A 25,041-nucleotide genomic window follows, 5' to 3' on the forward strand; every position below is an offset into this window, starting at 1 on the left:
ATACATAGTTTCTTTTGTTATGAGCAGTATTTTCTATTTACTCATATACGACTTTAACTATGCATACCCTTTTTGGTTTCTTTTGTTAAATCATAAGTATAACGTCATTTTTGTATTATACAACAAAATTCAATTCTGAGAAACACTATAACATTTGACATTTTTTTGTATTTTTCATTGTGACTGCCAAAAAAACTTTAACATTGGTTTATATGTTCGTCAACTAGAAAATATAACAAAGGTAAAAGGAGATGTTAAGAGAATTTTAACATTTTATATTGAGAAATATAAGGGAAGACATACGATATAATCTATTAGAAAATGATTATATGAGAACAAGCATATGAAAACAACTAGAACACTTGTTCTTTTTGGGGTTGTCTGTTAAAATACAATTTGATTGGTAAAATCTATGTATATGCGATGAATGTTTTGAAATGCAAGAAGATCGTTCGTTGGAAGTATAACAAGATATGGAGGCTTTTATATGGAAAGAAAATTTTCAGTGGAAGCATTTTGGAAGAAAATAAAGCATGTGGCGAAACAAGCAGGTCAATCTGTCATTTATGCAAGTTTATTGCTGTTTTACGTGTTGCAAAGACAAGATGTTCCGAAACGAGTGAAGGCGACAATTATTGGAGCGCTTGCTTATTTTATTGCGCCGATTGATGCGATTCCTGATTTTATAGCCGGCATTGGTTATACGGATGATTTAGGTGCACTAACGGCTGCATTATTGCAGGCATCCATGTATGTAGACGAAGATGTAAAGGAAAAAGCAAAAATGAAATTAGCCAATTGGTTTGGTTCAGGCATAGATACATCGTTTATCGATCAACATTTAAATCAATAGGTAAGAATTGTCCTGTACTTAGAGGGCGAACATAAGCGAGGAGTGCATTATGCCATCAGGAAAAACACATACGAAGATCAATTTACTTTCTCTTCCGATTGTTTTGTTTCTACTTGTTTCGTATGGTCTAACAAATTTTGATTTTCTCTTAACGTTTGCCATTGGCTTTTTAGTAGGTACATTTTTTTTAACACCGGATTTAGATATCCATAGTAGTGCTTATAATAAATGGGGGTTACTTCGAATTTTTTGGTACCCGTACCAATGTATTATGCCTCATCGTTCTTTTTTGACACATACAATTATAATCGGTGATCTCATTCGGATATTGTACATGTTACTCGTTTTCTCTCCACTTTTATACATATTCAATCAAACTGTATTGGATGGAAAATTAGTCGATATAGCGAAAGAACATGAAGTAGGATTGATAACATTTGTACTAGGAATTATTGCAGCTAGCACATTGCATATTATAGCGGATCAATTCAATACACGGCGAAAAAAACTGATGAGAAGAAAAAAGAGAAGACGAAGAAGATAGAACCTGTGCCAAAAGGTCGTAAAAAATGCCTTTTTGACACAGGTTTTTCTTTTGTACTAAAAGCATAAACTCATATCATAGTAGCGATTTTTTTACTATATATCGCCGATAATCTGACAAATTTTTTTGAATTACAAAAAGTGAGTGAAGCTGAAGAAGCAAGGAGAAAAACATCAACTCGTGTGCATAATGAAACATATAATCAAACGTTTGTTTAAAATGAATCAACTATACTCTCATTTAAATAATAAAATTTTCAAAAAATGTTTTTAAAATAAAAAATGATGTGGTAAAGTATAAATATAAAAAAATGAAAACGTTTTCTTAAATGTTTTTATTTTTACCTTAAAGGTATGATGACCATACAGTATGCTGATAAGGTTACAGAGATGTAAAAAGGGGATTACAGAAAGGGAGAGGGACAATGAACACATGGACACAAGTTTATGATCCGTTCGGGAACATTTGGATTTCCGCAGCGGTGGCACTTATTCCAATTATCTTTTTTTTCTTGGCTTTAGCTGTTTTTCGTATGAAGGGGTATGTAGCAGGGTTTATTACCGTTGTATTAACAATTTTGGTAGCGCTATTTGCATATAAAATGCCATTTACAATGGCGATGGCGGCAACTGGATATGGTTTTCTATATGGGTTATGGCCAATTGCTTGGATTATCATCATGTCGGTATTTTTATATAAAATTTCTGTAAAAACAGGACAGTTTGACATGATTCGTGCATCTGTATTATCAATTACAAATGATCATCGTTTACTTGTCATTTTAATTGGTTTTTCATTTGGAGCATTTTTGGAAGGGGCAGCAGGATTTGGAGCACCAGTAGCCATCACATCAGCGCTTCTAGCAGGACTTGGCTTAAATCCTTTATATGCAGCAGGGCTTTGTTTAATTGCAAATACAGCACCAGTAGCATTTGGAGCAATGGGAATACCGATTACAGTTGCAGGGCAAGTAACAGGTATTGATCCTCATAAGATTGGGCAAATGGCTGGGCACCAATTGCCATTCTTATCGCTATTTGTTCCGTTCTTTATTGTATTTTTAATGGATGGTTTCAAGGGAATTAAACAAACATGGCCGGCGTTATTTGTAGCAGGTGGTTCTTTTGCCATTACACAGTTTATTACAGCGACATTTTTAGGACCAGAACTTCCGGATATTACATCAGCGCTTGTCAGCTTAGTATGTTTATCGCTATTTTTAAAAGTGTGGCAGCCAAAAGAAGTGTATCAATCGAATCAAGCAAATGTGGAAGCCGCAGCAACAACAGAAGCTTCATCTATGCCAAATTTAACAGGTAGAAAAGTTGTGAAAGCTTGGTCGCCATTTATTATTTTGACTGCTATGGTAGTGATTTGGAGTCAAGATTTCTTTAAAGCATTATTTGCTCCAGGCGGGGCGTTAGAAAGTTTAGTTATGAAGTTTGAAATTCCGGGTCTGCACAATTTAGTTATGAAGGCAGAACCGATTGTAAATAAACCAACACCATATGAGGCTGTATTAAAATTTGATATTGTATCAGCAACAGGAACAGCCATTTTAATCGCATGTATCATTTCCATTTTTGTATTAAAAATGAGTGCAAAACAAGCAGTTGAAACATTGAAAGAAACATTACAAGAATTAAAAATGCCAATTTTATCTATTGGATTTGTATTAGGATTTGCATTTATTGCGAATTATTCTGGTTTATCATCTACACTTGCATTAGCATTAGCTGGAACAGGAGGATTATTCCCATTCTTCTCACCACTCCTTGGCTGGATTGGCGTATTCTTAACAGGATCAGATACATCGGCAAATGCGCTATTCTCGAACTTACAATCGATTACAGCACAGCAAGTGGGTGTAAAAGAAGTATTACTTGTTGCGGCAAATACGACAGGTGGTGTAACGGGTAAAATGATTTCTCCGCAATCGATTGCAATTGCATGCGCAGCAGTAGGACTTGCAGGAAAAGAATCCGACTTATTCCGCTTTACAGTAAAACATAGTCTGTTCTTTGTTATTATCGTTGGAATTATGACGTATGTACAAGCCTATTATTTAACGTGGATGATTCCGTAAAAGTATAAATAGATTTGCATTTTTCAGATTATGGTGTATGATAGAAAAGTATTGAAAATTAAATCAGTGATAAACTAGGGGTGCCCAATGTATGTGTGGGCTGAGAGAGAAGTACGTAAACTTCTTAACCCTTTGGACCTGATCTGGCTCGTACCAGCGTAGGGAAGTTAATGGCTTTACATAATGATGACTTTTATGAGCCAGGTCCTTATTTTTTTATGGACCTGGCTCTTTTTCATTTGGCGTGCGCTGGCCACAAGTTGAATCTCGTCCTTGTCACACATGTAAGGCGGAGCCGACTGTTTCGTCCCGGCGTATAAAGTTCTTCCGCACAGAAAGTGTTTTTTTACTTTCTTATGTGGCAGGTTTTTAGACGTGAGGGGCTAGAAGGTGAAGCTGGATTCAAGAAACGCGGAGCTGTCTGTTTAGCAGCTGAAGGGAGAATCGAATTTCCTAGAAGAGGGGTTGGAGTTTCTAGGTAAGGTAGATTTCTTGAAATGATAAAGGGGAGGAAACAAAAAATCATGAAACAATCTGTTTCAGCTGAGCAAATTGAATTGAAGTCGAGTTTACCAGGGAGTAAGAAAGTGTATGTGGATGGATCACGTGAAGGTATGAAAGTGCCGATGCGTGAGATTGAATTAAGTGACACAAACGGAGTGCCAAATCCCCCGATTCGTGTATATGACACGAGCGGTCCCTACACGGATCCAGCATATAAAGTGGAACTAGAAAAAGGGATTCCAACTCCTCGTCGCAATTGGATTATGGAACGCGGAGATGTAGAGGAGTATGAGGGCCGCGAAATCAAACCGGAAGATGATGGTGTGAAAGCTACTTCGAACCATACGTCTGTGTTCCCGCAAATGGGTCGTAAACCTCTTAGAGCGAAGAAAGGTGCGAATGTCACGCAGATGCATTATGCTCGTAAAGGCATTATTACATCTGAGATGGAATATGTTGCAATTCGTGAAGGGGTAGAACCGGAGTTTGTTCGTAAAGAAATTGCAGAAGGACGCGCCATTTTACCAGCAAATATTAACCATCCAGAAGCAGAACCAATGATTATCGGCCGTAATTTCCATGTGAAAGTAAATGCGAATATCGGAAATTCTGCTGTTTCATCTTCGATTGCCGAAGAGGTAGAAAAGATGACATGGGCAACGCGCTGGGGTGCGGATACCATTATGGATTTATCAACGGGGAAAAATATTCATACGACGCGCGAATGGATTATTCGTAATGCCCCTGTACCAGTTGGGACAGTACCGATTTACCAAGCGTTAGAAAAGGTAAATGGGATTGCTGAAAACTTAACTTGGGAAGTATATCGCGATACATTAATTGAACAAGCGGAACAAGGTGTGGATTATTTTACAATTCACGCGGGCGTATTATTGCGCTACATCCCGCTCACAGCAAAACGTATGACGGGAATTGTTTCACGCGGCGGTTCGATTATGGCGCAGTGGTGTCTATATCATCATAAAGAAAACTTCTTGTATACTCATTTTGAAGAAATTTGTGAGATTATGAAACAGTATGATGTTTCCTTCTCTTTAGGAGACGGGTTACGCCCAGGATCTATTGCAGATGCAAACGATGAATCTCAGTTTGCAGAGCTTGAAACGTTAGGTGAGTTAACAAAAATTGCTTGGAAGCATGATGTACAAGTCATGATTGAGGGACCAGGGCACGTACCGATGCATTTAATTAAAGAAAATATGGAGAAAGAAATAGATATTTGTCAAGGTGCGCCTTTTTATACGCTCGGGCCTTTAACGACAGATATTGCACCAGGTTATGACCATATTACTTCTGCAATTGGTGCAGCGATGATTGGTTGGTTTGGGACTGCGATGCTTTGTTATGTAACACCGAAAGAGCATTTAGGATTGCCAAATAAAGATGATGTCCGAGAAGGTGTGATTACTTACAAAATTGCAGCGCATGCAGCTGACCTTGCAAAAGGACATAAAACAGCGCAACAAAGAGATGATGCGTTATCAAAAGCGCGTTTTGAATTCCGTTGGCGCGATCAATTCAATTTATCGTTAGACCCTGAAAGAGCAATGGAATTTCATGATGAAACATTGCCAGCAGAAGGAGCGAAAACAGCTCATTTCTGTTCGATGTGTGGCCCGAAATTTTGTAGTATGAAAATTTCACATGATATTCGGGAATATGCAAAAGAAAATGATTTAGAAACGACAGAAGCAATTGAAAAAGGAATGAAAGAAAAGGCGAAAGAATTTAAAGAGGCTGGTAGTCACTTATATCAATAATGACTTTTGAGAGTTGTTTGTCGCAACATTCTCATGTATGCAAATAGAAATATGTACGATTTTGAACACCTTTTCCTTAATTGATCACATGTACCTAGCTTTATAATAGAGAAGCCCCCCTTGCTAAGACGGTAGCAAAGGGGGGTATTTTGTTTTACTTCTCCTTTAAAAATGTACGATCCTTTAGGAAGAGGTTCCAGAAGAAGATAAAGCCTGGAAGTAAGATTGCGATACCAATCGCATAAAGGATAAGCAAAGCATAGAATGTTTCTTTCGTTGTAAAGCTTGTGAACACGGTGATATCTGGATAAATAATATATGGTAAATGAGCAACGCCATAGGCATAACTTGCGAAAGCATATTGAGCAACGACTGCTAACACAGCAATGCGAGGCCAACCGAGAGAACCGTGCTTTTTATTTGACCACCATAGAGAGGAATAACCGATAACAAATAAAATAATAGATATCGTGAACCATGGGAATTGTTTAATTAATCCTTGCATAAGCCAATGTGTTTCTGGATCCATGACCACAAGAGCAATGATAGCCGTAACAAGAGTAGCTGGTCCAAGTATGATGGCATTCCGTCTATAAAGACGGTATGTATCTTCTGAGCGGCGTTCTCTAGCAAAATCAGCTAGGAAAAGTGAAGATAAAAATAGCTCAGAAGTTAATCCAAATAGCATATAACAATAAATAACAGGGCTTGATAAAAGTTTACTATATAAGAGAACTTCTTTGCCTCCGCTCGTTGAAATATAGGCACCTTCTGTTACTGGTAAAACAGTGATCAGTAAGGCGGGAATAAGTAGCCCCGTAATACCGGAAATAAAGCGTAAAGTATGTTCATACTTCGGAACAGAATAGGCAAATACCATAAATGTACTACGAATAGAGACGAGAACTAAAATGAGTGTAACAGGTACAAACATGACGGTAGCGAGTGTAAAAGCTGCTTTAGGAAAAAAACCAAGAAAGGCAACGACAACAAATACGAGAAACGTATTCGTCACTTCCCAAGTTGGTGATAAATAACGATTCGCAAGCTTAGCAGCAAGCGTTGGATGTTTTGCATACACCATGCCCCAAAATCCCGCTCCGAAATCAATGGAACCTAAAATGCTGTATACGAAAATAAGAGCCCATAAGATGATGATGGCAATACTAGCTTCATGCATGCGAGTCTCCTCCTTGCGGGTGTAAATCATTTTTTAATGGATGTCTTTTAAAGAATGTTCGAAGTACAACAACAGTTAAAAGGCCGAGTCCAATGTATAAAATAATAAATAAGATGAATAACGGTCCAACGAAATCGGCGCGTGTAGCCGCGTCAACGGTCCGCTGCATACCGTAAATGGTCCAAGGTTGTCGGCCGCTACAGCTAAAGATCCATCCAAATTCAATGCCAAGCATCATAATGGGTCCGCATGCAACAGTAGCCCATAGTAACCATCTTGGTAACTGTGCTCCTTTCTTTCGGTAAATAAAGTACCAGTAAAGAAGTGCAATGACCGCAACGGCAAAAGTAAATACAGCTGAGCCTACCATTAAGTTGAAAAAGGTGTGCGTATAAAATGGTGGCCATGTTTCCTGTGGGAATTCATTTAACCCTTTTACAACCGTGTTAGGATCTAGGCCAACTAATAAGCTCAGCATATTTGGAATTTCTAACGCATATTGCAACTTATTGGTTGCGGAATCTACAAATCCACCAATCGCAAGGGGCGCATGTGATGTCGTTTCAAATAAAGCTTCTGCCGCTGCTAATTTTTCTGGTGAATGGTTATGTAAGGCAATCGCAGATTCGTGCCCAGAAACCCACATAATAGCTCCTGTTATACACGTGACGACAAGTCCTAAAAATAATCCTTTTTTATGATAGGCAATTTCTCGCTTGCTCGTATTTCTTTTTAATAATTTAAAAGCCCCAATCGCCGCAATAACAGCTGCCCCTGTTGCGTAAGCTGTAATGACAACATGAAAGGAACTTGTGAAAAAGCTTGGGTTAAAGAAAGCTTTCCAAGGGTTTACATTGTAGACAGAACCATCTGGATTCATAGAAAATCCCGCTGGTGTATTCATCCATGTATTTGCCGATGTAATTAATACAGCGGAAGCAGTCGCGCCAAGCATGACAAAAAAGAGCGAAACAAGTCTCATCATTGGAGGTAATTTATCCGCTGCGTATACGTAAATAGACATAAATAATGCCTCTAAAAAGAAGGCGAAAATTTCAATCTGAAAGGGAACAGAAATTACTTGGCCGACAATTTTCGCGAATCCAGGCCAAAGAAGTGAAATTTGTACACCTACAATTGTTCCAGTTGGGATCGCCACGCCAAGAAGAATAGCGAAAGCTTTTGTCCAACGCTTTGCCATGATGGCATAATCTGAATCTTTTTTTAAGTGGTATAATACTTCGCTGATGAAAATCATTAAAGAAAGTCCGATTCCAAGTGTTGCAAAAATGATATGGAATGCTAATGATGATCCAAAGAAAGCCCGTGATAATGTAACAGTATCCATAATTCTACTCCTCTACATTTTTGCCATTATTTTCTGATTGGATTGGTAAATTTATTCAAAAAATCTTAGAATATATCTGTGTTTTAAAAAATGAATATGATAGTATTATGTTGAAAAATTCAGAAAAGTAAAAAGTACATGAGAACATTTCGTTTGTATTTTAGAACAAAATCTTTTATAATTCTTTTTGCGAACATGAGTTCTGTTTTTAGGGTCAACTGAAGCGAATAGAAGAAAGAAGTTCATATGAAACGGAGGGGATGTTTTATGTATCCTGAGGTCATTAATAAAATGGCATTTTCAAAAAAACATAAAGACTTGTTGCTAAAATTATATAATAAAGAGATTACCCGGAAGGAATATGACCATCTTGTCCAATTATTATATAGACCTACAAAAAAAGGGTAAGGAAGAGCCTGTCTAAAAGTATAACTTTTGGACGGGCTTTTTTTATAAGTGTTTCGTCGGTTCATGAATACCTCTGGTTGAATTGCAAAAATATGATATAAAGATTCTTCATTTATGTATGTTCTCATACAATTACGGTTAATCTGATTGAGGAGGTGAGAGAATGTGAACAAACGCCTGTACATTTGGACTGGAATGATTGTGTTATTTTTGTTAGGGGGATTGGTTTTTTTGACTGCATTTCAAGGAAACCGGACTGAGCACTTTATTTTAAGGCATATGTTTAACGAAAATGGTTCACTTGCAACACATCGAATATCCGATCCAAAAGAGGGGAAGAATGAGGCCGCTGGTCGCGAAGCATTGTCAGAATCAGCGGGTCTTTGGTTACAATATGCTCTTGATCAAGATGACCAATCGTTGTTTGACGAGCAATTAAAGGTACTTCAAAATTATTTTATACAGAAAGACTATATTGTTTTATGGAAAATTTCTGAAGTGGGGAAGAAGCAATCCGCAACAAATGCACTTATTGATGATTTACGCATTATTGAACAGTTATATCGTGCGTATGATATGTATAAAGAAAAACGCTATAAACGTCTTGCTGATCAATTGAGTGATGCCGTACTTCGTTTCAATAAAAGAGGAAAGCAGTATGTTGATTATTATGATGCAGACAATCGCATACAAAATAATTTTTTAACGACATCTTATATAAATCCACATGCTTTTTATTATATGAAGAAAAATGGGAAAATTTCAGCGAAGCATTATGAAGAAATCATTCAATTTTTAGCAGATTACCCGCGACAGAATTGGGCATTTCCAAAGGAATATAAAGAAGATGGTACATTTCGATATGACAAGATCGTAAACTTAATTGATCAATCTTATGTAGCATATCACCGTAGTTTGGGAGGACTTACATCAGAGGCTTACTTTGCGTTTATTAAGAAGAAGTTCCAGCAAGATGGAAAGTTATACGGTCGTTATCATTTAGAAACAGGAGAGCCAGCAGTTGACTATGAATCACCAGCTGTATATGGATTAACAATTTTATATGTATTAAAAACAGGGGACATAGAGTTTGCGAAAACATTATATGCGCGGATGAATGAATTTCGAAATGATAGTGTATTCAGCAGATTTTATGGTGGATATGTAACTGGAAAAGATAACAATACTCATATTTTTGATAATATATTACCATTATTGGCTGAGACGGAATTGAATAAGAAGAAGTAAAAGACAATGGCATCTGAAAAGGTGGCATTGTCTTTCTTGTTGTAATAAGGAATTTTGTAAAACAACAGCTAAAAAAGCAGAGGCCTGTTGCCTCTGCTTTTTGTTATATATTATGCAAATTTATTTTTTATCCAGTTCTTTCCTTCAACAAGACGAGCTGTCATTACGGCACAAGCGTTGTCTGCTGTTACGTTTAACATTGTTGCTGGTGGATCGATGATTGTACTAATTGCTGCAATAATCGGAAGAGCTTCTGGTGGAAAGCCATATAGAGAAACAATTAACATTTCACCAATCATACCGCCACCAGGAATTGCGCCCATTACGGTTCCTACTAATAGGGAAACAACAAGTGCAATCGCTAATGTCTTTGGACTTGAGAAGTCCATATTGAAAATCCCAAATAAGAATGAGATTTTTAACACACCGCCTAAAACAGAGCCATCTTTATGAAGTGTAGATCCAAGAAGGACAACTGTTTCACGAACATCAGAAGAAATACCCATTTTTTTCGTGGCTTCTAAGTTTGCTGGAATACTCGCGGCACTACTACAAGTTGCAAGTGATGTCACTGTAGGAGAGACCATGTTCTTCCAAAAAATTTGTACACCTTGTTTGCGGCCTGCAAGGTAGGCATAAAATGTAAATGCAATAAAGAAGTACACGAGAGAAGATGGATAATATACCATTGCAGCTCGGAAGTACGTTCCGAGAAGCTGTGGTCCAAATTCACCAACTAACGCGGCGAAGTAAGCACCGAGTCCAATTGGAGCGTAATACATAATGAAAGATACAACTTTCATTGAGATTTCAGCACCAGCTTGTAAGAATGTTGCAAATGGTTTTCCTTTTTCACCAACTGCTGAAGTTGCAATCCCCATTAAAATAGAGAAGAAAATAAGAGCTAACATATTTTCGCGAGATAGCAACTTAGAAAAGTCTGATACTGTAAGAATACCAACGATTTGATCAGCAACACTAACACCTTTTTCAACTTTATCAGGCTGTGTTAGTTCTAATACAACACCTTGTGCCGGCGGGAAGATTTTCACAACAATGATCATAAAAATTGCAGCGATAATACTTGTAAATAAGAAGGTCCCAGCCATGCTAGACATAATTTTTCCAAAGCGTTTTAAGCCATCCATATTGGCAATTGAGGATGCGATACTAAAGAACACGAGAGGTACGACAATCGTAAACATTAAGTTTAAGAAAATGTCACCAAGCGGCTTTAAAGCAACCGCATCAGCGCCCATGAAATACCCAATGAAACCACCAATTAGGATGGAAGATAATAAAATAATGGGAAAGCGATAAGCTTTCATATTCATACCCTCCTATCAAATAAAAAAAATCATACTGAACCATTATAGCGAGTTGTAGCTCTCTTTACTAGGAAAATACAGATAGATAGAATAGCGTGAAAACAGGGAAATTTTTGTTTTTATGCTTGGTATAACGTATGAAATCTAGACATATATATTGGTAACTTAGTAGCTACTTAGGTTTATCATAAGAAAGGGGGAGTATGATGCATATTTTACTTTGCTGTGCAGCTGGAATGTCCACTAGTTTACTCGTTACAAAAATGGAGAAAGTAGCGCAAGAAAAAGGAATCAAAGTAAAGATTTCAGCCGTATCAGGAGCGGAAGTACGAAGTTATATAGATGAGGTAGATGTGCTGTTACTTGGTCCGCAAGTGCGTTATTTACTGCCAAAAATGAAGAAAATGTGTAATGAAAGAGGAATACCTGTTGATGTCATTCACTCTGTACATTACGGACTTTGTAATGGAGAAGCTGTTTTAGAAGCAGCGCTGTCAATGAAAGCATGAGGAGAGTGGGGTAAATGATCCAGCTTTTAGAGAAGTACGTTATGCCAGTGGCGGGGAGAATTGCAGAGCAGCGTCATTTACAAGCTGTTCGTGACGGGATTATTTTAACAATGCCCTTTTTAATTATTGGTTCCTTTTTTCTTATTGTTAGTGCTTTGCCAATTCCAGGATACAGTGAGTTCATGGCAAGTTTATTCGGAGAAAATTGGCAAAAGGCATTAGGGTATCCAGTTGGAGCAACATTTAATATAATGTCTTTAATAGCAAGTTTTGGAATCGCTTACAGATTAGGTGAGCAGTATAAAGTAGATGCATTGGCGGCAGGGACGTTATCACTTGTTTCTTTTTTACTCGCAACGCCGTATCAGGTGATACATATTATACCTAATACACAAGAGAGTGTATTAGTGGAGGGTGTAATTCCTACGGCGCTAATGGGGAGTCAAGGATTATTTGTAGCGATGATTATCGCGCTTATTTCTGCGGAAATGTATCGCTTTATGGTACAGAAGAAGATGATTATTAAAATGCCAGAAACAGTTCCGCCAGCTGTTATACGCTCATTTGCGGCGCTTGTTCCAGGTTTTATTGTTGTAACAGTGATTTGGATCATTCGTTTAATTTTAGAACAAACAAGTTTCCAAAGCATTCATAGTATAGTAGGAGAGATTTTGCAAGCACCGCTGAGTGCACTGGGAGCAAGTCTATTTGGAGCAGTAGTAGCAATAATTCTTATTCATGTTCTTTGGGCATGCGGTATTCATGGGGCGACTATCGTAGGCGGTGTGATGAGTCCCATTTGGTTATCGCTAATGGATCAAAACCGCATTGCGTTTCAGGAAGGAAACGAGCTTCCAAATACGATAACAGCACAATTTTTTGATCTATGGATTTATATTGGGGGCTCTGGTGCGACGCTTGCTCTTGTTGTGGCAATGTTATTATTTGCAAGAAGTCAGCAATTAAAGAGTTTAAGTAGATTATCAGTTGTCCCTGGCTTATTTAATATTAATGAAATGGTTACGTTTGGAATGCCGATTGTTTTGAACCCACTACTGCTTGTTCCGTTTATACTTGTGCCAGTTGTGTTAACTATTATCTCCTATTTTGCAATGGAGTGGGGAATTGTGGCGAGACCAAGCGGTGCAGCTGTACCGTGGACGACACCGATTCTTTTTAGCGGATATTTAGGGGCAGGAGGAAAAGTTTCAGGGGTTGTCTTACAAATTGTGAACTTTGTACTCGCGTTTTTCATTTATTTACCGTTCTTGAAAATGTGGGACAAACAAAAAATAGCTGAAGAAAAAGGGGAGTAGGGAATTCAAATGGATACGTTAGAAACGCAAGCTTTTCATTTAATTTTACACGGAGGAAATGCAAGAAGTTATGCGATGGAAGCAATCAGTCATGCTAAGCATGGAGAGTTTGAGGAGGCAGAAGCTAAAATACAAAAGGCGCTTCAAGAGTTACAGAAAGCTCATAGCTTGCAGACGGATTTAATTCAAAGAGAAGCTGGCGGAGATCAAACAAAGGTTACATTGCTTATGGTTCATGCGCAAGATCATTTAATGAATGCAATTACAGTGAAAGAATTAGCTAGTGAGTTTATTGCATTATATAAGAAAATAGCGGAAGAATAGAAAAACCTGTGCCTTTGGCACAGGTTTTTCTATTCTTCCTAACATCAAATATATCGGCGATTCTTCCTCTTTTATCGACGCAAGTTAAAATATATCGGCGGTTCGACACGAGATATCGACCAGTCGACATATTTCAACACCTCTTGCCATCTCGCCACCTTTTATGTTCGAAAACGAGTCGGTTATGACGAAAACAACACCACTTATACACCTGTTCATTCCTTTTTTTGAAATATATGTAACAATAGAAGCGTAAGGAGGTGGAGCAATTGAAGATTCACCTTGAATTAAATCCATCACAAGATGAGGTAGAGGTTATTGTGAAAGCAAAAGAAGTGACTGATGAAGTTCAGCAACTTTTAAAAAGGATAGAAGGGGGGAATATGAAGCAAATTGTGGGGATATTTGAACAACAATATTATGTGTTGGAACCGAAAGATATTTATTGGTTTTATGCAGAGGATCGCAAAGTAATGGCTCAAACAATAAAGGGCATTCTGGAAGTGAAATCGCGCTTGTATGAATTAGAAATAAAATTACAAGGGGACCATTTTGTTAGATTCTCCAAATCTATATTAGCAAATCTAAAACATGTAACGAGTTTTGAAATGTCTTTTAGTGGCACGATGTGTGCGCGCTTCTCAAATGGGATGAAGGAGTATGTTTCAAGAAAATATGTACCGCTTATTAAAGAAACTTTAAATATGGGAGGAGGATAGGGATATGGTTACATTGTTTGAGAGAGTGTGGAGTAAAGTGCTTACAGGGATAGCGATGGCGATGATGTATAGTCTATTATTTTTATGGATTGGCTATGCGAATGGAATGGATGTACTAGAGACAAAGACGTTACTTTTTCATCTTGGGATCGCGAATATAGTCGGGGTAATTTTTTCTTTTGCTTCTTTTGTATTTGAGAAAGAACAGTGGGGGATATTAACACAAACGATTGTGCATTTTATCATTTTGCTAGGTACATTTTTACCGATTGCAATCTGGATGGGATGGGTTCCAGCTCGTCCTATTCCAATCGTAATTTGTATAAGTAGTTTCATTCTTATTTACTTCATTATATGGTATGTAATGGCGATCTATTGGAGGAAAAAAATTCAGGAATTGAATAAGCTGCTTAAATAAAGGATGAAAATGTAGGCTAGTAAGCCCCCACCTTAAACTCATATAGAGGAGGTGGGGGTAGTTTTATTTTTAAACAGTAAATTCTTTTTCTACCGTTATGTGTTAAAAGTGTGTTATTTCATAACACACTATACATATTTTGGTGACACACTGAATGAAAGCGGCAACACACAATGAGAATACATATAAAAAGTGCTGGTTTTTAGCTGTTTATAAAAGTTGGCACGGTAATTGCATTAATAAAAGGCGTAAAGAAAAATAAAAAATAATTTACAATCATAGGGGGACTTATTTATGAATATTTTACTTTGCTGTTCAGCAGGAATGTCTACAAGTTTACTAGTTACAAAAATGGAAGCCGCTGCAAAAGCCCGTGGTCTAGAAGGAAAGATTTGGGCTGTATCTGGTGATGCAGTAAAAAACAATATTGATGAAGCGGATGTATTATTACTGGGACCACAAGTTCGTTACATGCTCTCTTCTTTGAAACCGCTTGCAGATGAAAGAAATGTAGGAATCGATGTAATTAATCCAATGCATTACGGCATGATGAATGGAGAAGCAGTATTAGATCATGCGTTAACACTTAAAAAATAATTAGGGAGGGAAATGAAATGCAAAAGTTTATTGCATTTATGGAGAAGTATATTGTTCCAGTTGCTGGTAGAATCGGATCGCAACGTCATTTAGCGGCGATTCGTGATGGATTTATTGCGGTTATGCCATTGATTTTAGTGGGGGCGCTTGCATCACTTGTGAATGGTTTTCCATCTGAAGTTTTCCAAAATTTTATGAAAGATACATTTGGTGAAGTTTGGAAAGATGTTGGAGGCGGAATGTGGACTGGTTCATTTGCCATTTTGGCGCTGAGTGTAGCATTTACGACAGCTTATAACTTAGGGAAATCTTATAATGTTGATGGATTGTCAGCAGGTCTTATCTCATTTTGTTCTTTAATTATTCTGACTCCAGTAACTCCAAAAGAAGGCGGTTTGAACTTCCTTTGGACAGGTGCTCAAGGTTTATTCGTAGCAATTATTGTTGCACTTCTTGTGACGGAAGTATTTCGCTTTTTTGTACAAAGAGAAATCACTCTTAAAATGCCAGATGGGGTACCACCAGCGGTTATTCGATCTTTTGCAGCATTAGTTCCAGCGTTTGTTATTTTAACAGTTGTATCATTTATTACATTAGCAGTGAAATTAGCAGGTACAAGTGTTCATGAGTTCATCTTTCATACACTTCAAGTACCATTACAAAACTTAGCGGGTTCATTACCAAGTGCAATTATTGTTGTTTTATTTGTTCATGTACTTTGGTTCTTTGGATTACATGGTCCAAATATTGTGGCAGGTATTATTGAGCCATTATATTTACCGGCATTAGAGAAAAATATTAAATTATTCCAAGATGGCACATCTGCATTTGATGTTCCGAACATTGTTACAAAGCCATTCTTTGATACTTTCGTATATCTTGGTGGTTCCGGAGCAACATTAGCATTCTTAGTTGTTGTATTAATTGTCGCAAAAAGCGCGCAATTACGCGGTGTATCTCGTCTGTCAATTGGACCAGGTGCATTCAATATTAACGAACCAGTTATTTTTGGTACACCAATTATTTTAAATCCAATTCTATTCGTTCCGTTTATTATTACACCAATTGTACTTGTTATTACTTCTTATACAGCTCTTTATTTTGGATGGGTACCAAAAACAGTTGCAATGATTCCATGGGCAACACCACCAGTTATTAGTGGTTATCTTGTAACAGGGGGACATATTTCTGGTGCAATTCTACAATTGTTTAACTTTGTTCTTGCGATGGTGATTTACTATCCATTCGTTGTATTATGTGATCGCTCTGTTGTACGCACTGAAAAGGCAGCAGCGCAAGGAAACGATCAATCTATACCTATGTAATCATGACTGTTCTCACAGGCTCACATAGTCTGTGAGAACAATCACTTTCTAAACAAGATAGAAAATATCTAGAAGAACATCAAAATAAGATGAAAATAATAATGTAATAGAGAGGTTCAAGCAGAAGGGATGCCAAGCTTGAACGGAATAGAGAGGGCGGTAATAAAGATGACTACAGCAGAACAAATTCCATTTCAATTAATTTTACACAGCGGGAATGCAAGAAGTTATGCAATGGAAGCATTGCAATATGCAAAACAAGGAGATTTACAAGCGGCAGATGAAGCAATGGGGAGAGCGAAAGAAGCGATTAATGAAGCACATCATTTTCAAACAGAACTCATACAATCAGAAGCAAGAGGAGAAAAAACAGAGATTAGTGTCCTTTTAATTCATGCACAAGATCATTTAATGAATGCGATTACAGTAAAAGAATTAGCAACAGAATTTATTGATCTATATAAAAAGCTGGATGCGAAAGGAGAGTAAAGTATGAAAGGGATTAAAATTGCTACAATTGGTGGTGGCTCTAGTTATACACCAGAGTTAATAGAAGGATTTATTAAAAGATATGATGAATTGCCAGTTCGTGAAATTTGGTTAGTCGATATTGAGGCTGGAAAAGAAAAATTAGAAATTGTTGGTAATTTAGCGAAACGAATGGTGAAAAAAGCCGGCTTACCAATTGATATTCATCTTACATTAGATCGCCGCGCAGCATTGAAAGATGCAGATTTTGTTACAACGCAGCTCCGCGTTGGTTTATTAGAAGCGCGTGCGAAGGATGAAGCAATTCCATTAAAATATGATGTAATCGGTCAGGAAACAAATGGCCCTGGTGGTCTATTCAAAGCGTTGAGAACGATTCCTGTTATTTTAGATATTTGTAAAGATATGGAGGAGCTTTGCCCAAATGCTTGGTTAATTAACTTTGCAAATCCAGCAGGTATGGTAACGGAAGCTGTACTTCGTTATACAAATATTGAAAAAGTAGTTGGACTATGTAACGTTCCAATCGGTATTCGTATGGGTCTTGCAAAACTTCTTGAAGTGGATGCAAGCCGCGTACAAGTTGATTTTGCAGGTTTAAATCATATGGTTTACGGATTAGATGTGTATTTAGACGGGGTAAGTGTGATGGATCGTGTGTTGGAACTTGTAACGGATCCAGAAAACCAAATTACGATGGAAAATATCGCTGCTCTTGATTGGGAGCCAGATTTTATTCGTGCGCTGCGTGCGATTCCATGTCCGTATCATCGCTATTATTATAAAACACGTGAAATGTTAGAAGAAGAGAAACAAGCTTCTTTAGAAAAAGGAACACGTGCAGAAGTAGTGAAACAATTAGAAGAAGACTTATTTGAACTATATAAAGATCCAAACTTAGATATTAAACCACCGCAATTAGAAAAAAGAGGTGGCGCGTATTACAGCGATGCAGCATGTAGTTTAATTACATCTATTTACAATAATAAAGGTGACATTCAGCCTGTAAATACGAGAAATAACGGTACTATTGCAAGCTTACCGCACGATTCTGCTGTTGAAGTAAACTGCATCATTACAAAGGATGGTCCAAAACCAGTAACGGTCGGGGACTTACCAGTTCCAGTTCGCGGTTTAGTACAGCAAATTAAATCATTTGAACGCACAACAATTGAAGCAGCTGTTACAGGAGATTATCATAAAGCACTGCTTGCAATGACAATTAACCCACTTGTACCATCAGATAAAGTGGCAAAACAAATTTTAGATGAAATGTTGGAAGCACATAAAGAACATCTTCCGCAGTTCTTTAAAAAAATAGAGAAATAAAAAGCGGCGCTTACTAAGCCCGCTTTTTTCTTGAATAAGGAGGGGAAATGATGATTCAATTAATTGTAAACGCAGATGATTTCGGTCTTTCAGAAGGTACAAATTACGGGATTATTCATGGTCATGTAAATGGGATTGTCAATTCGACAACAATGATGATGAACATGCCAGCGGTAGAACATGCGGTTCGTTTAGCAAATGAATATCCATCATTAGGAGTAGGGGTACATCTCGTTTTAACTGCTGGAAAGCCGCTCCTTACGAACGTTCCATCCCTCGTAGATGAAAAAACGGGATTGTTTCATAAACAAAGTATTGTAAGAGAAGAGGGATTTAATCCAAAAGAGGTTGAGAGAGAATGGAATGCTCAAATTGAAAAATTTTTATCATTTGGATTACGAGTCACGCATTTAGATAGTCATCATCATATACACGGTTTGCCTATTTTACATGATGTCATGAAGCGATTGGCAGCTAAATATAACGTGCCCGTTCGTCGCTGCGAAGAGGAAAAAGCGGTGTTTCCATTTTCAGATGTATTTTATTGTGACTTTTATAGCGCTGGCGTGCAGAAAGATTATTTTCTAAAACTAAAAGAACGTGTGAAGGGTGAGCAAACGGTAGAAGTTATGGTACATCCGGCCTATATTGATCCGGAGCTATTGAAGCGATCTTCTTACGTGATGGACCGCGTAAAAGAACTACAAATTTTAACAGAGACTTGCTTACCGGAAGGAATAGAGCTTGTAAAATTTTAAAAGTGAAAAAAGGCGGCTTCATAAAAGAAGTTGTCTTTTTTCAAAGGATCATCTAAAGAAAATGAAAATTTAAGCGCGTGATATAAGGGGAGTCGTTGCTTTGTAAAGTTTTTATAAATGTGTGGAATGGGGAATGAAAGGGAAAAGGTCATAATTGATTATGCCTTAGCAATAAATTAGTTACAGGAGTGTGTAAAGTAAATTTTATATAAGGAGAATGTTGCGTGTATGACAAAACATTTCTTTGCTAGGTTAAAAGGAGAGAGGGAAGTACCTCCTGTAAAGACGAACGCTTATGGTGTAGTCGAGCTTATTTTTAATAGTGATTTAACGAAAATCCATTATAGAGTAATAGTAAAGGAAATAGAGAAAGTGATATCATGTCAAATTCATCTCGGAAGAAAGAATCAAGTGGGGCCAGAAGTTTTGTTTTTATATGGGCCTGTGAAGCATGGGATAAGTGTAGATCAAGGAATTGTTAAAGGGACAGTAACGATTGAAGATTTAGAAGGGCCTTTACAACGAAAGACATTTGAGCAGCTTTTGAAAGAAATCGAACATGCAAATGCATATGTGAATGTTTATACGGAAACCTTTAAAAAAGGGGAGATACGAGGAAGAATAAGACGGATTAAGAAACGCCCGTGAAGTTTCACGGGCGTTCGTTTGTTTCATGATCTTTTTGCGGTTGATTCTTGATGAAGAAGTCCATCACATAAAATACTTCATCATCTGGAATGTTTACTGTAAATGTATTTTCAATTGGTTGCAGCGCTTTTTTTACTTTCATATACATCCAATATTCATCTTGGCGACGAGCTTCTCGGTTTGGATAAGGAAGTAGACTCTCTCCTTTTTGAAGACGATCAATCATACAACTCATATGTAAGATGACGCCCATTAGGCTATCGGGATTTAGCTGCAAGGAGATGAGCTCTTGAATTGTATTTAATGTATAACGAATCGTCTTAATCATGAGTGCTCCGTCGTCTCGTTGCATTTGTTGTCCGAGAATATCAGCCATTTTAGCGTATGTTTCTTCATACGTAATAAGTTCTTGAATTGGCTGAATGGCTTTATAGTTTACGATATCTTGGAAATGGTAAGTTAAGCATGGTACTTGCACATCGAAATTGGTTACAATACAAATGACATTTCGTTCCTTTTTTATATTCTCAAGCATCTTTGTTAAATCTTTTTGATGAACGATGCTGATGGGAATAATTTCAATTAAATTTTTATCAAAGCGCAAATAATTTTCAAGCATCTTTTGAATAGCAATCGCGCTTCCTTCGCCAGTTAGGCAGGCTGTTAAAATAACTGATTTCATTGGAGACAATGGTTTTTTCTTTTCTTCGTGTACATGTAAATAAAAAGGTGTTAAATTTTTTACGGTTTCATATAAAGCATCCAATGAATAGCCAAGCTGAGCCTTTCGAGCGGCTTCTAATACATGCGGTGTACTCGTCATAGAGAGGACGCGAACTGGAATTTGAAATTCAGTTTCTAATATATCTCCTATATAAGCGAGCGATCCCATATCTACAAGTAAGAGAAGGCCGTTTATATGTTCAAGTGTTCGCATGTAGACTTTTACACGCTCTAAAAAGTCTTTTGGCGATTCGTGTAGTGGCATATCGATGCCAGTTACTTCATGCATACCAAGAAGCTCATTGGCGACATTAGCCATTTCAGTTGCAATACCATTTCCGTGAGCTAAAATTAAGACTTTTACTTCCGCTTGTGAGGTGGGAAGTGGATCGACAACGAAAAACATTGTTAAAAATCCGGCTTCGTCAATTGGCATCGTGATTTGTAATTCGTCTTCTAAAACTTGAATGCACTTCATTGCTACAGAGAAAGCTTCTTTATATTTTGTTCGAATTTGGTTCAGCTGTGGGTGATGGATTTGTTTCCCACTTCGTATTCGTTGTAAAGTTGTCTGTACATGCAAACTTAAAGCAAGAAATACCTTTTCATCAAAAGTCTTAGCTAAGTGTTTTTCTACTAGTGAGACAATTTTTTCACATACAGAAACAATGCGATGGTCCACAATTTTAAACACATTTTCATGATTGGTTGTTTTAGACATTTGATTAAAATATTGAACGAAGAAGCTTTGAATATCATTTTCAATGAGCAGTTCTAGTTCATCTTCTTCAATCCCTCGAGCTTGAAGTTCTTCATATTTATGATCGATGTACTCATAAATAGATGTACGTTGATTGTCTAGTTTGTGCTTGCTCCACCCTTTATCACTTGTAAATAAAAACGTTTCATTTGGCACTTGGTATAAGTGACGGCTTTTTCTTTCAATAAAGAGCCCTTCTTTTATATACCATGGCAAATCGGTACTCGAGACGCGGACAGATTCTCGTTTTTTTGTTACAAAATCAGAATAGGCTTTTGCACATGCAATTTGGACGTCTGTTTTCAATTGTCCGATATTATTTGGACATTGATAAAAGACGAGGGCACGCATTGCATTTGGACTCACATGTATGTTCTTTCTGAGACGAATGGCTTCATTTGTAAAAAAAAGCTGCAAAAGTATAAATCGTTCTTCGTATGTTCGTTCTCGAAGCGGTGGCAATGTGATCGTCATTGGAATTCGCCTTGTAAATGTTTTTAATAAAAATGAATTTGGTTCCTCTGTTGTTGCTGCAATAATTAATACTTTTGCCTTACGTTCATTTTCTGTTTCACCAAGGTGACGATATACACCACGATCGATAAACGTGAAGAGCATTTCTTGTCCTTCTGGCGGAAGACGATGTACTTCATCTAAAAATAAAATGCCTTCATGGGCCTTTTCAATTAATCCTTTTTGCTCATTTGCACCAGTGTAAGCACCCTTTTTGATTCCGAAGAGTTGTCCAAGCAAGAGCTGCGGATTATTCGCATAGTCAGCACAGTTAAAAATAATAAAGGGTGCGTCTTTTTGCAGTTGATTGACTTCCATTGCGTATTCGTGCATTAAGGAGGCAAACATAGATTTTCCAACACCTGTTTCTCCAAGTAGTAATGTATGCATACCATTTGGTGGATAGAGTACGGCAGCTTTTGCCTTTTCAATTGCAATTTTAAGACTTGTGTTTTCTTTTGCGAAATCGTCAAGTGCGGTGCTACCTGTTGAAGGCGTTTCCAATAGAGGGTTTAAGTCTATATAGAAACGAACAGGTCTTGTATTTGTTTTACATAATCGTCCATCTTTCACGAGTTTATTTAAATCGCTGCTCACATTTGCGCGGTCTAGCTGTAAAAGTGTAGCCAAATCAGATGCTGTTACGCCCTCTGTGTAGTTCCCCTTCTGTATTGCATCATAGATGAGGTCAATTCGTTTCATTTTTCTTCACCTCGAAACTTCATCACTATTTAAAATTGTACACAAAAATGAGAAGGGTGGAAAGAGGAAAAACAAACAGCTTTAGCATATATACTAAAGCTGTTACAATCTTGTGTCTTTCCAAAAGTTTACCTCTACATGGGAGGAGGGATTATAAGAAAGAAGTGTATAACCCTTTGATTGAAGATAATCAATTACTTTAGGAAGGATTTGTACGGTGACGCTTGAATCGTGCATTAAAATAACTTCTACTGGTTCATCACTTTGGTTCATCACACGTTCTAGAACCGCAGAAGGATTATTGTGGCTTTTCCAATCATATGTATCAATTGTCCAATCCCACAATTTATAATGAGCAGAAACGAGTGCATCTCGATAGTTCTTTTTTAAATATGGCATGCTGCCATAGGGAACACGAACGAGACGGGAGTTTAACTTTGTTACTTGCTGGACAATTTTTTGGGCTTGCATCATTTCCGAAATTAAAATGGACGGATCTCCAGTATATAAACGTTTTGCATCATGGGACATACTATGGAGTCCGATGTAATGTCCTTCACTGATTAAGCGTTTCGTTGTTTGGGGATAACGAGATACTCTTCCACCAATAACAAAGAAGGTAGCTTTTGCATTTTTTTGTTTTAAGATGTTTAAAATTTGTGATGTATATTTGTTTGGTCCATCATCAAATGTTAAGTACGCAATTTTTTGTGGAAGTGCAGCAGTCTGGATAGTAGAACGATGTTCAACTAGAGAGTTCGTCGCTGCTTCACTATAAGATGCTGTACATATCATCATAGCTAAAAGTATTATCATACATTGACATACTCGCTTCATCATTATACTCACCCTCAGTTTCGCAATCAAAGATGCAAGAAGGAATAGAGAGGTTCTTCTCATAATCTTCTTTATATGTATATCTTTATCCAATCTATTCACTCTCAAACAAAGTATATTTTGGAAATAAAAATAGCATCCTCTCGTAAAAAGAAAGGATGCTATTTGAATATATTGTAGTAATAAAGGCAATACTACTATTATTCTTCACGTTTTTTCACTTTTTTATAAAAGGAAATAATTGGTTTATATCGTTCGTGCACAAGACCGATTATTTCAGCGACGATTTCAGTAAAGAAAATCAAAGCGAATAAAAGAATAATCGATAACCATAATGTTGCGCTAGTGAAAATAATGGCATTTACACTAAAGAAAATACCAAATGCATAAATGATGAGTACCGTTGTTCGATGTGAGAATCCCATCGCTAACAGACGGTGATGTAAATGCGATTTATCTGGCGCGGAAATTGGTTTTTTATTTACAATACGTCTAATAATCGCAAATGTCGTATCAAAAACAGGAACACCTAAAATGATAATAGGAACGATGAAACTGAATAACGTTACGCTTTTGTATAGTCCAAGTAATGATATAACAGAAATGCAATACCCTAAAAATAGTGCACCTGTATCTCCCATAAAGATTTTTGCTGGATGGAAGTTATAGAATAAAAAGCCAAGTGTACTTGCAAGTGCGATAAGCGCTAATGGCAAGATGATGACTGCCCCAGTTCCCATTGGGCTTGTAAAGGCCATATATGCCAATGTTGCAAGAACAATGGAGGAAATACCAGCTGATAATCCATCTAAACCATCAATTAAATTGATCGCATTTGTAATACCGACAATCCAAAATACGGTAATTGGGTATGCGAGTAGTCCAAGTTCTGTATCTCCTAAGAACGGAATATAAAGGACTTGTACTAACAGTTGGCTCTTTGCAATTAGTATTGCAACTAATAGTTGTCCACCGAATTTTACTTTTGCTGATAATTCATACATATCATCTAAAATCCCGATGATAACGATGATAACAGCACCTAAAGTTATTGATAGCATTCTCTGCTCATATAATCCACTAACAATAAATCCTACAGCTACACCAATGAAGATTGCCAGTCCACCGAGACGAGGCATAATTTTTTGGTGTACTTTACGTGCGTTTGGCTTATCTGTCGCTCCAATTTTAAAAGCTAATTTGATAACGAACGGAGTGACTACGAGTACAGTAATGAAAGATGCCAAAACTGCATAAATCACTTGTGAGTCCATTAATACCCCACCTTTTATAATTTAACTTAATTTCTAAATGATTTATCTGAAAATTATGATGTTTGTTTGCAGGCTCATAACATATGGTATCACAAAAAGAGTAGAATTCAATCTTTTTTTCTATTCACTGCAATTGGAAATAGATAAAATATATGACAAATATCATGCCATTGAAGTATGTTGTAAAGGTTCTGTAACACTTTCTATATAGAGAGTAAAGGGGGGCTTCTTCATCTCTCACTGATGATTAGCCTTCATAAATCAGACGTTTACGTACTCCTTCATTCTCGTCTATTTTCTTTGTTTTCTCTGCATCTTGAGATAGACTGAGCCGTTTCAACCTGTGTAGTGGAGTTTGTATCATAATTTCTTTACTATAAGTGTTACACGTTAGAATACGTACGTTTCACGTTAAAATATGGAAGTTTACATAACGTGTGACGATATATTTGTAAAAAATATAAAAAAAGAGATAGTTTTCTTTTACAAAATTTTAAAAAAAGAAAGAAAAGTCGGTTCA

At 37.1% G+C, this 25,041-nt stretch carries 23 protein-coding genes and 1 riboswitch; of the genes, 17 read left to right on the plus strand and 6 right to left on the minus strand.

Features of this window, described 5'->3' with window-relative positions; all coding sequences use genetic code 11:
• The first annotated feature begins 487 nt into the window (after positions 1-487).
• From MR058_RS15640 to thiC, 5 genes are all read left to right on the plus strand, one after another.
• Positions 488-853, plus strand: a complete 366-nt coding sequence (locus tag MR058_RS15640) for a YkvA family protein (protein WP_242144872.1) — start codon at positions 488-490, stop codon at positions 851-853.
• A 49-nt stretch (positions 854-902) separates the two neighbouring features.
• Positions 903-1,397, plus strand: a complete 495-nt coding sequence (locus MR058_RS15645) for a metal-binding protein (RefSeq protein WP_242144873.1) — start codon at positions 903-905, stop codon at positions 1,395-1,397.
• A gap of 424 nt (positions 1,398-1,821) precedes the next feature.
• Complete coding sequence (locus MR058_RS15650; RefSeq protein ID WP_242144874.1) at positions 1,822-3,483, plus strand: lactate permease LctP family transporter; 1,662 nt, start codon at positions 1,822-1,824, stop codon at positions 3,481-3,483.
• Between the two features lie 66 nt (positions 3,484-3,549).
• Positions 3,550-3,665: riboswitch (TPP riboswitch) on the plus strand.
• Positions 3,666-3,839: 174 nt separating this feature from the next.
• Complete coding sequence (locus MR058_RS23335) at positions 3,840-3,965, plus strand: hypothetical protein (RefSeq protein ID WP_277927197.1); 126 nt, start codon at positions 3,840-3,842, stop codon at positions 3,963-3,965.
• 42 nt (positions 3,966-4,007) lie between these two features.
• Positions 4,008-5,768 (plus strand): phosphomethylpyrimidine synthase ThiC, encoded by a 1,761-nt coding sequence (gene thiC / locus MR058_RS15655; protein WP_242144875.1) that lies wholly within the window; start codon positions 4,008-4,010, stop codon positions 5,766-5,768.
• Between the two features lie 154 nt (positions 5,769-5,922).
• Here thiC and MR058_RS15660 read toward each other — a convergent pair whose 3' ends face one another.
• Positions 5,923-6,948, minus strand: coding sequence for a cytochrome d ubiquinol oxidase subunit II (locus MR058_RS15660; protein ID WP_242144876.1), 1,026 nt, complete (start codon positions 6,946-6,948; stop codon positions 5,923-5,925).
• On the minus strand, positions 6,941-8,296 hold the full coding sequence (locus MR058_RS15665) for a cytochrome ubiquinol oxidase subunit I (RefSeq protein WP_242144877.1): 1,356 nt from the start codon (positions 8,294-8,296) through the stop codon (positions 6,941-6,943). Before MR058_RS15665 ends, MR058_RS15660 begins: the two co-directional genes overlap by 8 nt.
• Positions 8,297-8,869: 573 nt before the next feature.
• Between MR058_RS15665 and MR058_RS15670 the strand changes: the two genes are divergently transcribed.
• Positions 8,870-9,952 carry a transcriptional regulator gene (locus tag MR058_RS15670; RefSeq protein ID WP_242144878.1) on the plus strand — a complete coding sequence of 361 codons (1,083 nt, stop codon included), beginning with the start codon at positions 8,870-8,872 and terminating at the stop codon, positions 9,950-9,952.
• A 110-nt stretch (positions 9,953-10,062) separates the two neighbouring features.
• Here MR058_RS15670 and MR058_RS15675 read toward each other — a convergent pair whose 3' ends face one another.
• The gene (locus MR058_RS15675; protein WP_242144879.1) at positions 10,063-11,280 is read right to left on the minus strand and encodes a dicarboxylate/amino acid:cation symporter; all 1,218 of its coding nucleotides are present in this window, start codon (positions 11,278-11,280) and stop codon (positions 10,063-10,065) included.
• 206 nt (positions 11,281-11,486) lie between these two features.
• Between MR058_RS15675 and MR058_RS15680 the strand changes: the two genes are divergently transcribed.
• From MR058_RS15680 to MR058_RS15730, 11 genes are all read left to right on the plus strand, one after another.
• The gene (locus MR058_RS15680; protein ID WP_242144880.1) at positions 11,487-11,789 is read left to right on the plus strand and encodes a PTS sugar transporter subunit IIB; all 303 of its coding nucleotides are present in this window, start codon (positions 11,487-11,489) and stop codon (positions 11,787-11,789) included.
• A 14-nt stretch (positions 11,790-11,803) separates the two neighbouring features.
• Complete coding sequence (gene celB, locus MR058_RS15685; protein WP_242144881.1) at positions 11,804-13,105, plus strand: PTS cellobiose transporter subunit IIC; 1,302 nt, start codon at positions 11,804-11,806, stop codon at positions 13,103-13,105.
• 9 nt (positions 13,106-13,114) lie between these two features.
• A complete protein-coding gene (locus MR058_RS15690; RefSeq protein WP_242144882.1) occupies positions 13,115-13,429 on the plus strand; it encodes a PTS lactose/cellobiose transporter subunit IIA in 315 nt (104 codons plus the stop codon).
• A 269-nt stretch (positions 13,430-13,698) separates the two neighbouring features.
• On the plus strand, positions 13,699-14,148 hold the full coding sequence (locus MR058_RS15695) for a LytTR family DNA-binding domain-containing protein (protein ID WP_277926587.1): 450 nt from the start codon (positions 13,699-13,701) through the stop codon (positions 14,146-14,148).
• Positions 14,149-14,152: 4 nt separating this feature from the next.
• Positions 14,153-14,566: a DUF3021 domain-containing protein gene (locus MR058_RS15700; RefSeq protein ID WP_242144884.1), complete on the plus strand. Its 414-nt coding sequence runs from the start codon at positions 14,153-14,155 to the stop codon at positions 14,564-14,566.
• Positions 14,567-14,860: 294 nt separating this feature from the next.
• Positions 14,861-15,163 carry a PTS sugar transporter subunit IIB gene (locus tag MR058_RS15705; RefSeq protein ID WP_242144885.1) on the plus strand — a complete coding sequence of 101 codons (303 nt, stop codon included), beginning with the start codon at positions 14,861-14,863 and terminating at the stop codon, positions 15,161-15,163.
• Positions 15,164-15,180: 17 nt separating this feature from the next.
• A complete protein-coding gene (gene celB, locus MR058_RS15710) occupies positions 15,181-16,488 on the plus strand; it encodes a PTS cellobiose transporter subunit IIC (RefSeq protein WP_242144886.1) in 1,308 nt (435 codons plus the stop codon).
• A 168-nt stretch (positions 16,489-16,656) separates the two neighbouring features.
• Complete coding sequence (locus MR058_RS15715) at positions 16,657-16,977, plus strand: PTS lactose/cellobiose transporter subunit IIA (protein WP_242144887.1); 321 nt, start codon at positions 16,657-16,659, stop codon at positions 16,975-16,977.
• 3 nt (positions 16,978-16,980) lie between these two features.
• Positions 16,981-18,306 carry a 6-phospho-beta-glucosidase gene (celF, locus tag MR058_RS15720; protein WP_242144888.1) on the plus strand — a complete coding sequence of 442 codons (1,326 nt, stop codon included), beginning with the start codon at positions 16,981-16,983 and terminating at the stop codon, positions 18,304-18,306.
• A 50-nt stretch (positions 18,307-18,356) separates the two neighbouring features.
• Positions 18,357-19,064 carry a chitin disaccharide deacetylase gene (chbG, locus tag MR058_RS15725; RefSeq protein ID WP_242144889.1) on the plus strand — a complete coding sequence of 236 codons (708 nt, stop codon included), beginning with the start codon at positions 18,357-18,359 and terminating at the stop codon, positions 19,062-19,064.
• 228 nt (positions 19,065-19,292) lie between these two features.
• Entirely contained in the window at positions 19,293-19,712 is a 420-nt protein-coding gene (locus tag MR058_RS15730; RefSeq protein ID WP_242144890.1) for a CHRD domain-containing protein, read from the plus strand.
• A gap of 4 nt (positions 19,713-19,716) precedes the next feature.
• On the opposite strand, the gene MR058_RS15735 is transcribed toward MR058_RS15730, so the two are convergent.
• From MR058_RS15735 to MR058_RS15745, 3 genes are all read right to left on the minus strand, one after another.
• A complete protein-coding gene (locus tag MR058_RS15735; protein WP_242144891.1) occupies positions 19,717-22,410 on the minus strand; it encodes a sigma-54-dependent transcriptional regulator in 2,694 nt (897 codons plus the stop codon).
• 102 nt (positions 22,411-22,512) lie between these two features.
• The gene (locus MR058_RS15740) at positions 22,513-23,250 is read right to left on the minus strand and encodes a polysaccharide deacetylase family protein (protein ID WP_242144892.1); all 738 of its coding nucleotides are present in this window, start codon (positions 23,248-23,250) and stop codon (positions 22,513-22,515) included.
• 197 nt (positions 23,251-23,447) lie between these two features.
• Positions 23,448-24,521: a glycosyltransferase family 4 protein gene (locus MR058_RS15745; RefSeq protein WP_242144893.1), complete on the minus strand. Its 1,074-nt coding sequence runs from the start codon at positions 24,519-24,521 to the stop codon at positions 23,448-23,450.
• Positions 24,522-25,041: the final 520 nt, after the last annotated feature.

The organism is Bacillus cereus group sp. BfR-BA-01430 (assembly GCF_022663115.1).
GTDB classification, from domain to species: Bacteria; Bacillota; Bacilli; order Bacillales; family Bacillaceae_G; genus Bacillus_A; species Bacillus_A cereus_BD.

What these genes read in the sequence shown, in the direction of transcription:
- MR058_RS15640 (WP_242144872.1), top strand. Translation starts at nt 488, where the DNA reads ATGGAAAGAAAATTTTCAGTGGAAGCATTTTGGAAGAAAATAAAGCAT.
- MR058_RS15645 (WP_242144873.1), top strand. Translation starts at nt 903, where the DNA reads ATGCCATCAGGAAAAACACATACGAAGATCAATTTACTTTCTCTTCCG.
- MR058_RS15650 (WP_242144874.1), top strand. Translation starts at nt 1,822, where the DNA reads ATGAACACATGGACACAAGTTTATGATCCGTTCGGGAACATTTGGATT.
- MR058_RS23335 (WP_277927197.1), top strand. Translation starts at nt 3,840, where the DNA reads ATGTGGCAGGTTTTTAGACGTGAGGGGCTAGAAGGTGAAGCTGGATTC.
- thiC (WP_242144875.1), top strand. Translation starts at nt 4,008, where the DNA reads ATGAAACAATCTGTTTCAGCTGAGCAAATTGAATTGAAGTCGAGTTTA.
- MR058_RS15660 (WP_242144876.1), bottom strand. Translation starts at nt 6,948, where the DNA reads ATGCATGAAGCTAGTATTGCCATCATCATCTTATGGGCTCTTATTTTC.
- MR058_RS15665 (WP_242144877.1), bottom strand. Translation starts at nt 8,296, where the DNA reads ATGGATACTGTTACATTATCACGGGCTTTCTTTGGATCATCATTAGCA.
- MR058_RS15675 (WP_242144879.1), bottom strand. Translation starts at nt 11,280, where the DNA reads ATGAAAGCTTATCGCTTTCCCATTATTTTATTATCTTCCATCCTAATT.
- MR058_RS15680 (WP_242144880.1), top strand. Translation starts at nt 11,487, where the DNA reads ATGCATATTTTACTTTGCTGTGCAGCTGGAATGTCCACTAGTTTACTC.
- celB (WP_242144881.1), top strand. Translation starts at nt 11,804, where the DNA reads ATGATCCAGCTTTTAGAGAAGTACGTTATGCCAGTGGCGGGGAGAATT.
- MR058_RS15690 (WP_242144882.1), top strand. Translation starts at nt 13,115, where the DNA reads ATGGATACGTTAGAAACGCAAGCTTTTCATTTAATTTTACACGGAGGA.
- MR058_RS15700 (WP_242144884.1), top strand. Translation starts at nt 14,153, where the DNA reads ATGGTTACATTGTTTGAGAGAGTGTGGAGTAAAGTGCTTACAGGGATA.
- MR058_RS15705 (WP_242144885.1), top strand. Translation starts at nt 14,861, where the DNA reads ATGAATATTTTACTTTGCTGTTCAGCAGGAATGTCTACAAGTTTACTA.
- celB (WP_242144886.1), top strand. Translation starts at nt 15,181, where the DNA reads ATGCAAAAGTTTATTGCATTTATGGAGAAGTATATTGTTCCAGTTGCT.
- MR058_RS15715 (WP_242144887.1), top strand. Translation starts at nt 16,657, where the DNA reads ATGACTACAGCAGAACAAATTCCATTTCAATTAATTTTACACAGCGGG.
- celF (WP_242144888.1), top strand. Translation starts at nt 16,981, where the DNA reads ATGAAAGGGATTAAAATTGCTACAATTGGTGGTGGCTCTAGTTATACA.
- chbG (WP_242144889.1), top strand. Translation starts at nt 18,357, where the DNA reads ATGATTCAATTAATTGTAAACGCAGATGATTTCGGTCTTTCAGAAGGT.
- MR058_RS15730 (WP_242144890.1), top strand. Translation starts at nt 19,293, where the DNA reads ATGACAAAACATTTCTTTGCTAGGTTAAAAGGAGAGAGGGAAGTACCT.
- MR058_RS15735 (WP_242144891.1), bottom strand. Translation starts at nt 22,410, where the DNA reads ATGAAACGAATTGACCTCATCTATGATGCAATACAGAAGGGGAACTAC.
- MR058_RS15740 (WP_242144892.1), bottom strand. Translation starts at nt 23,250, where the DNA reads ATGATGAAGCGAGTATGTCAATGTATGATAATACTTTTAGCTATGATG.
- MR058_RS15745 (WP_242144893.1), bottom strand. Translation starts at nt 24,521, where the DNA reads ATGGACTCACAAGTGATTTATGCAGTTTTGGCATCTTTCATTACTGTA.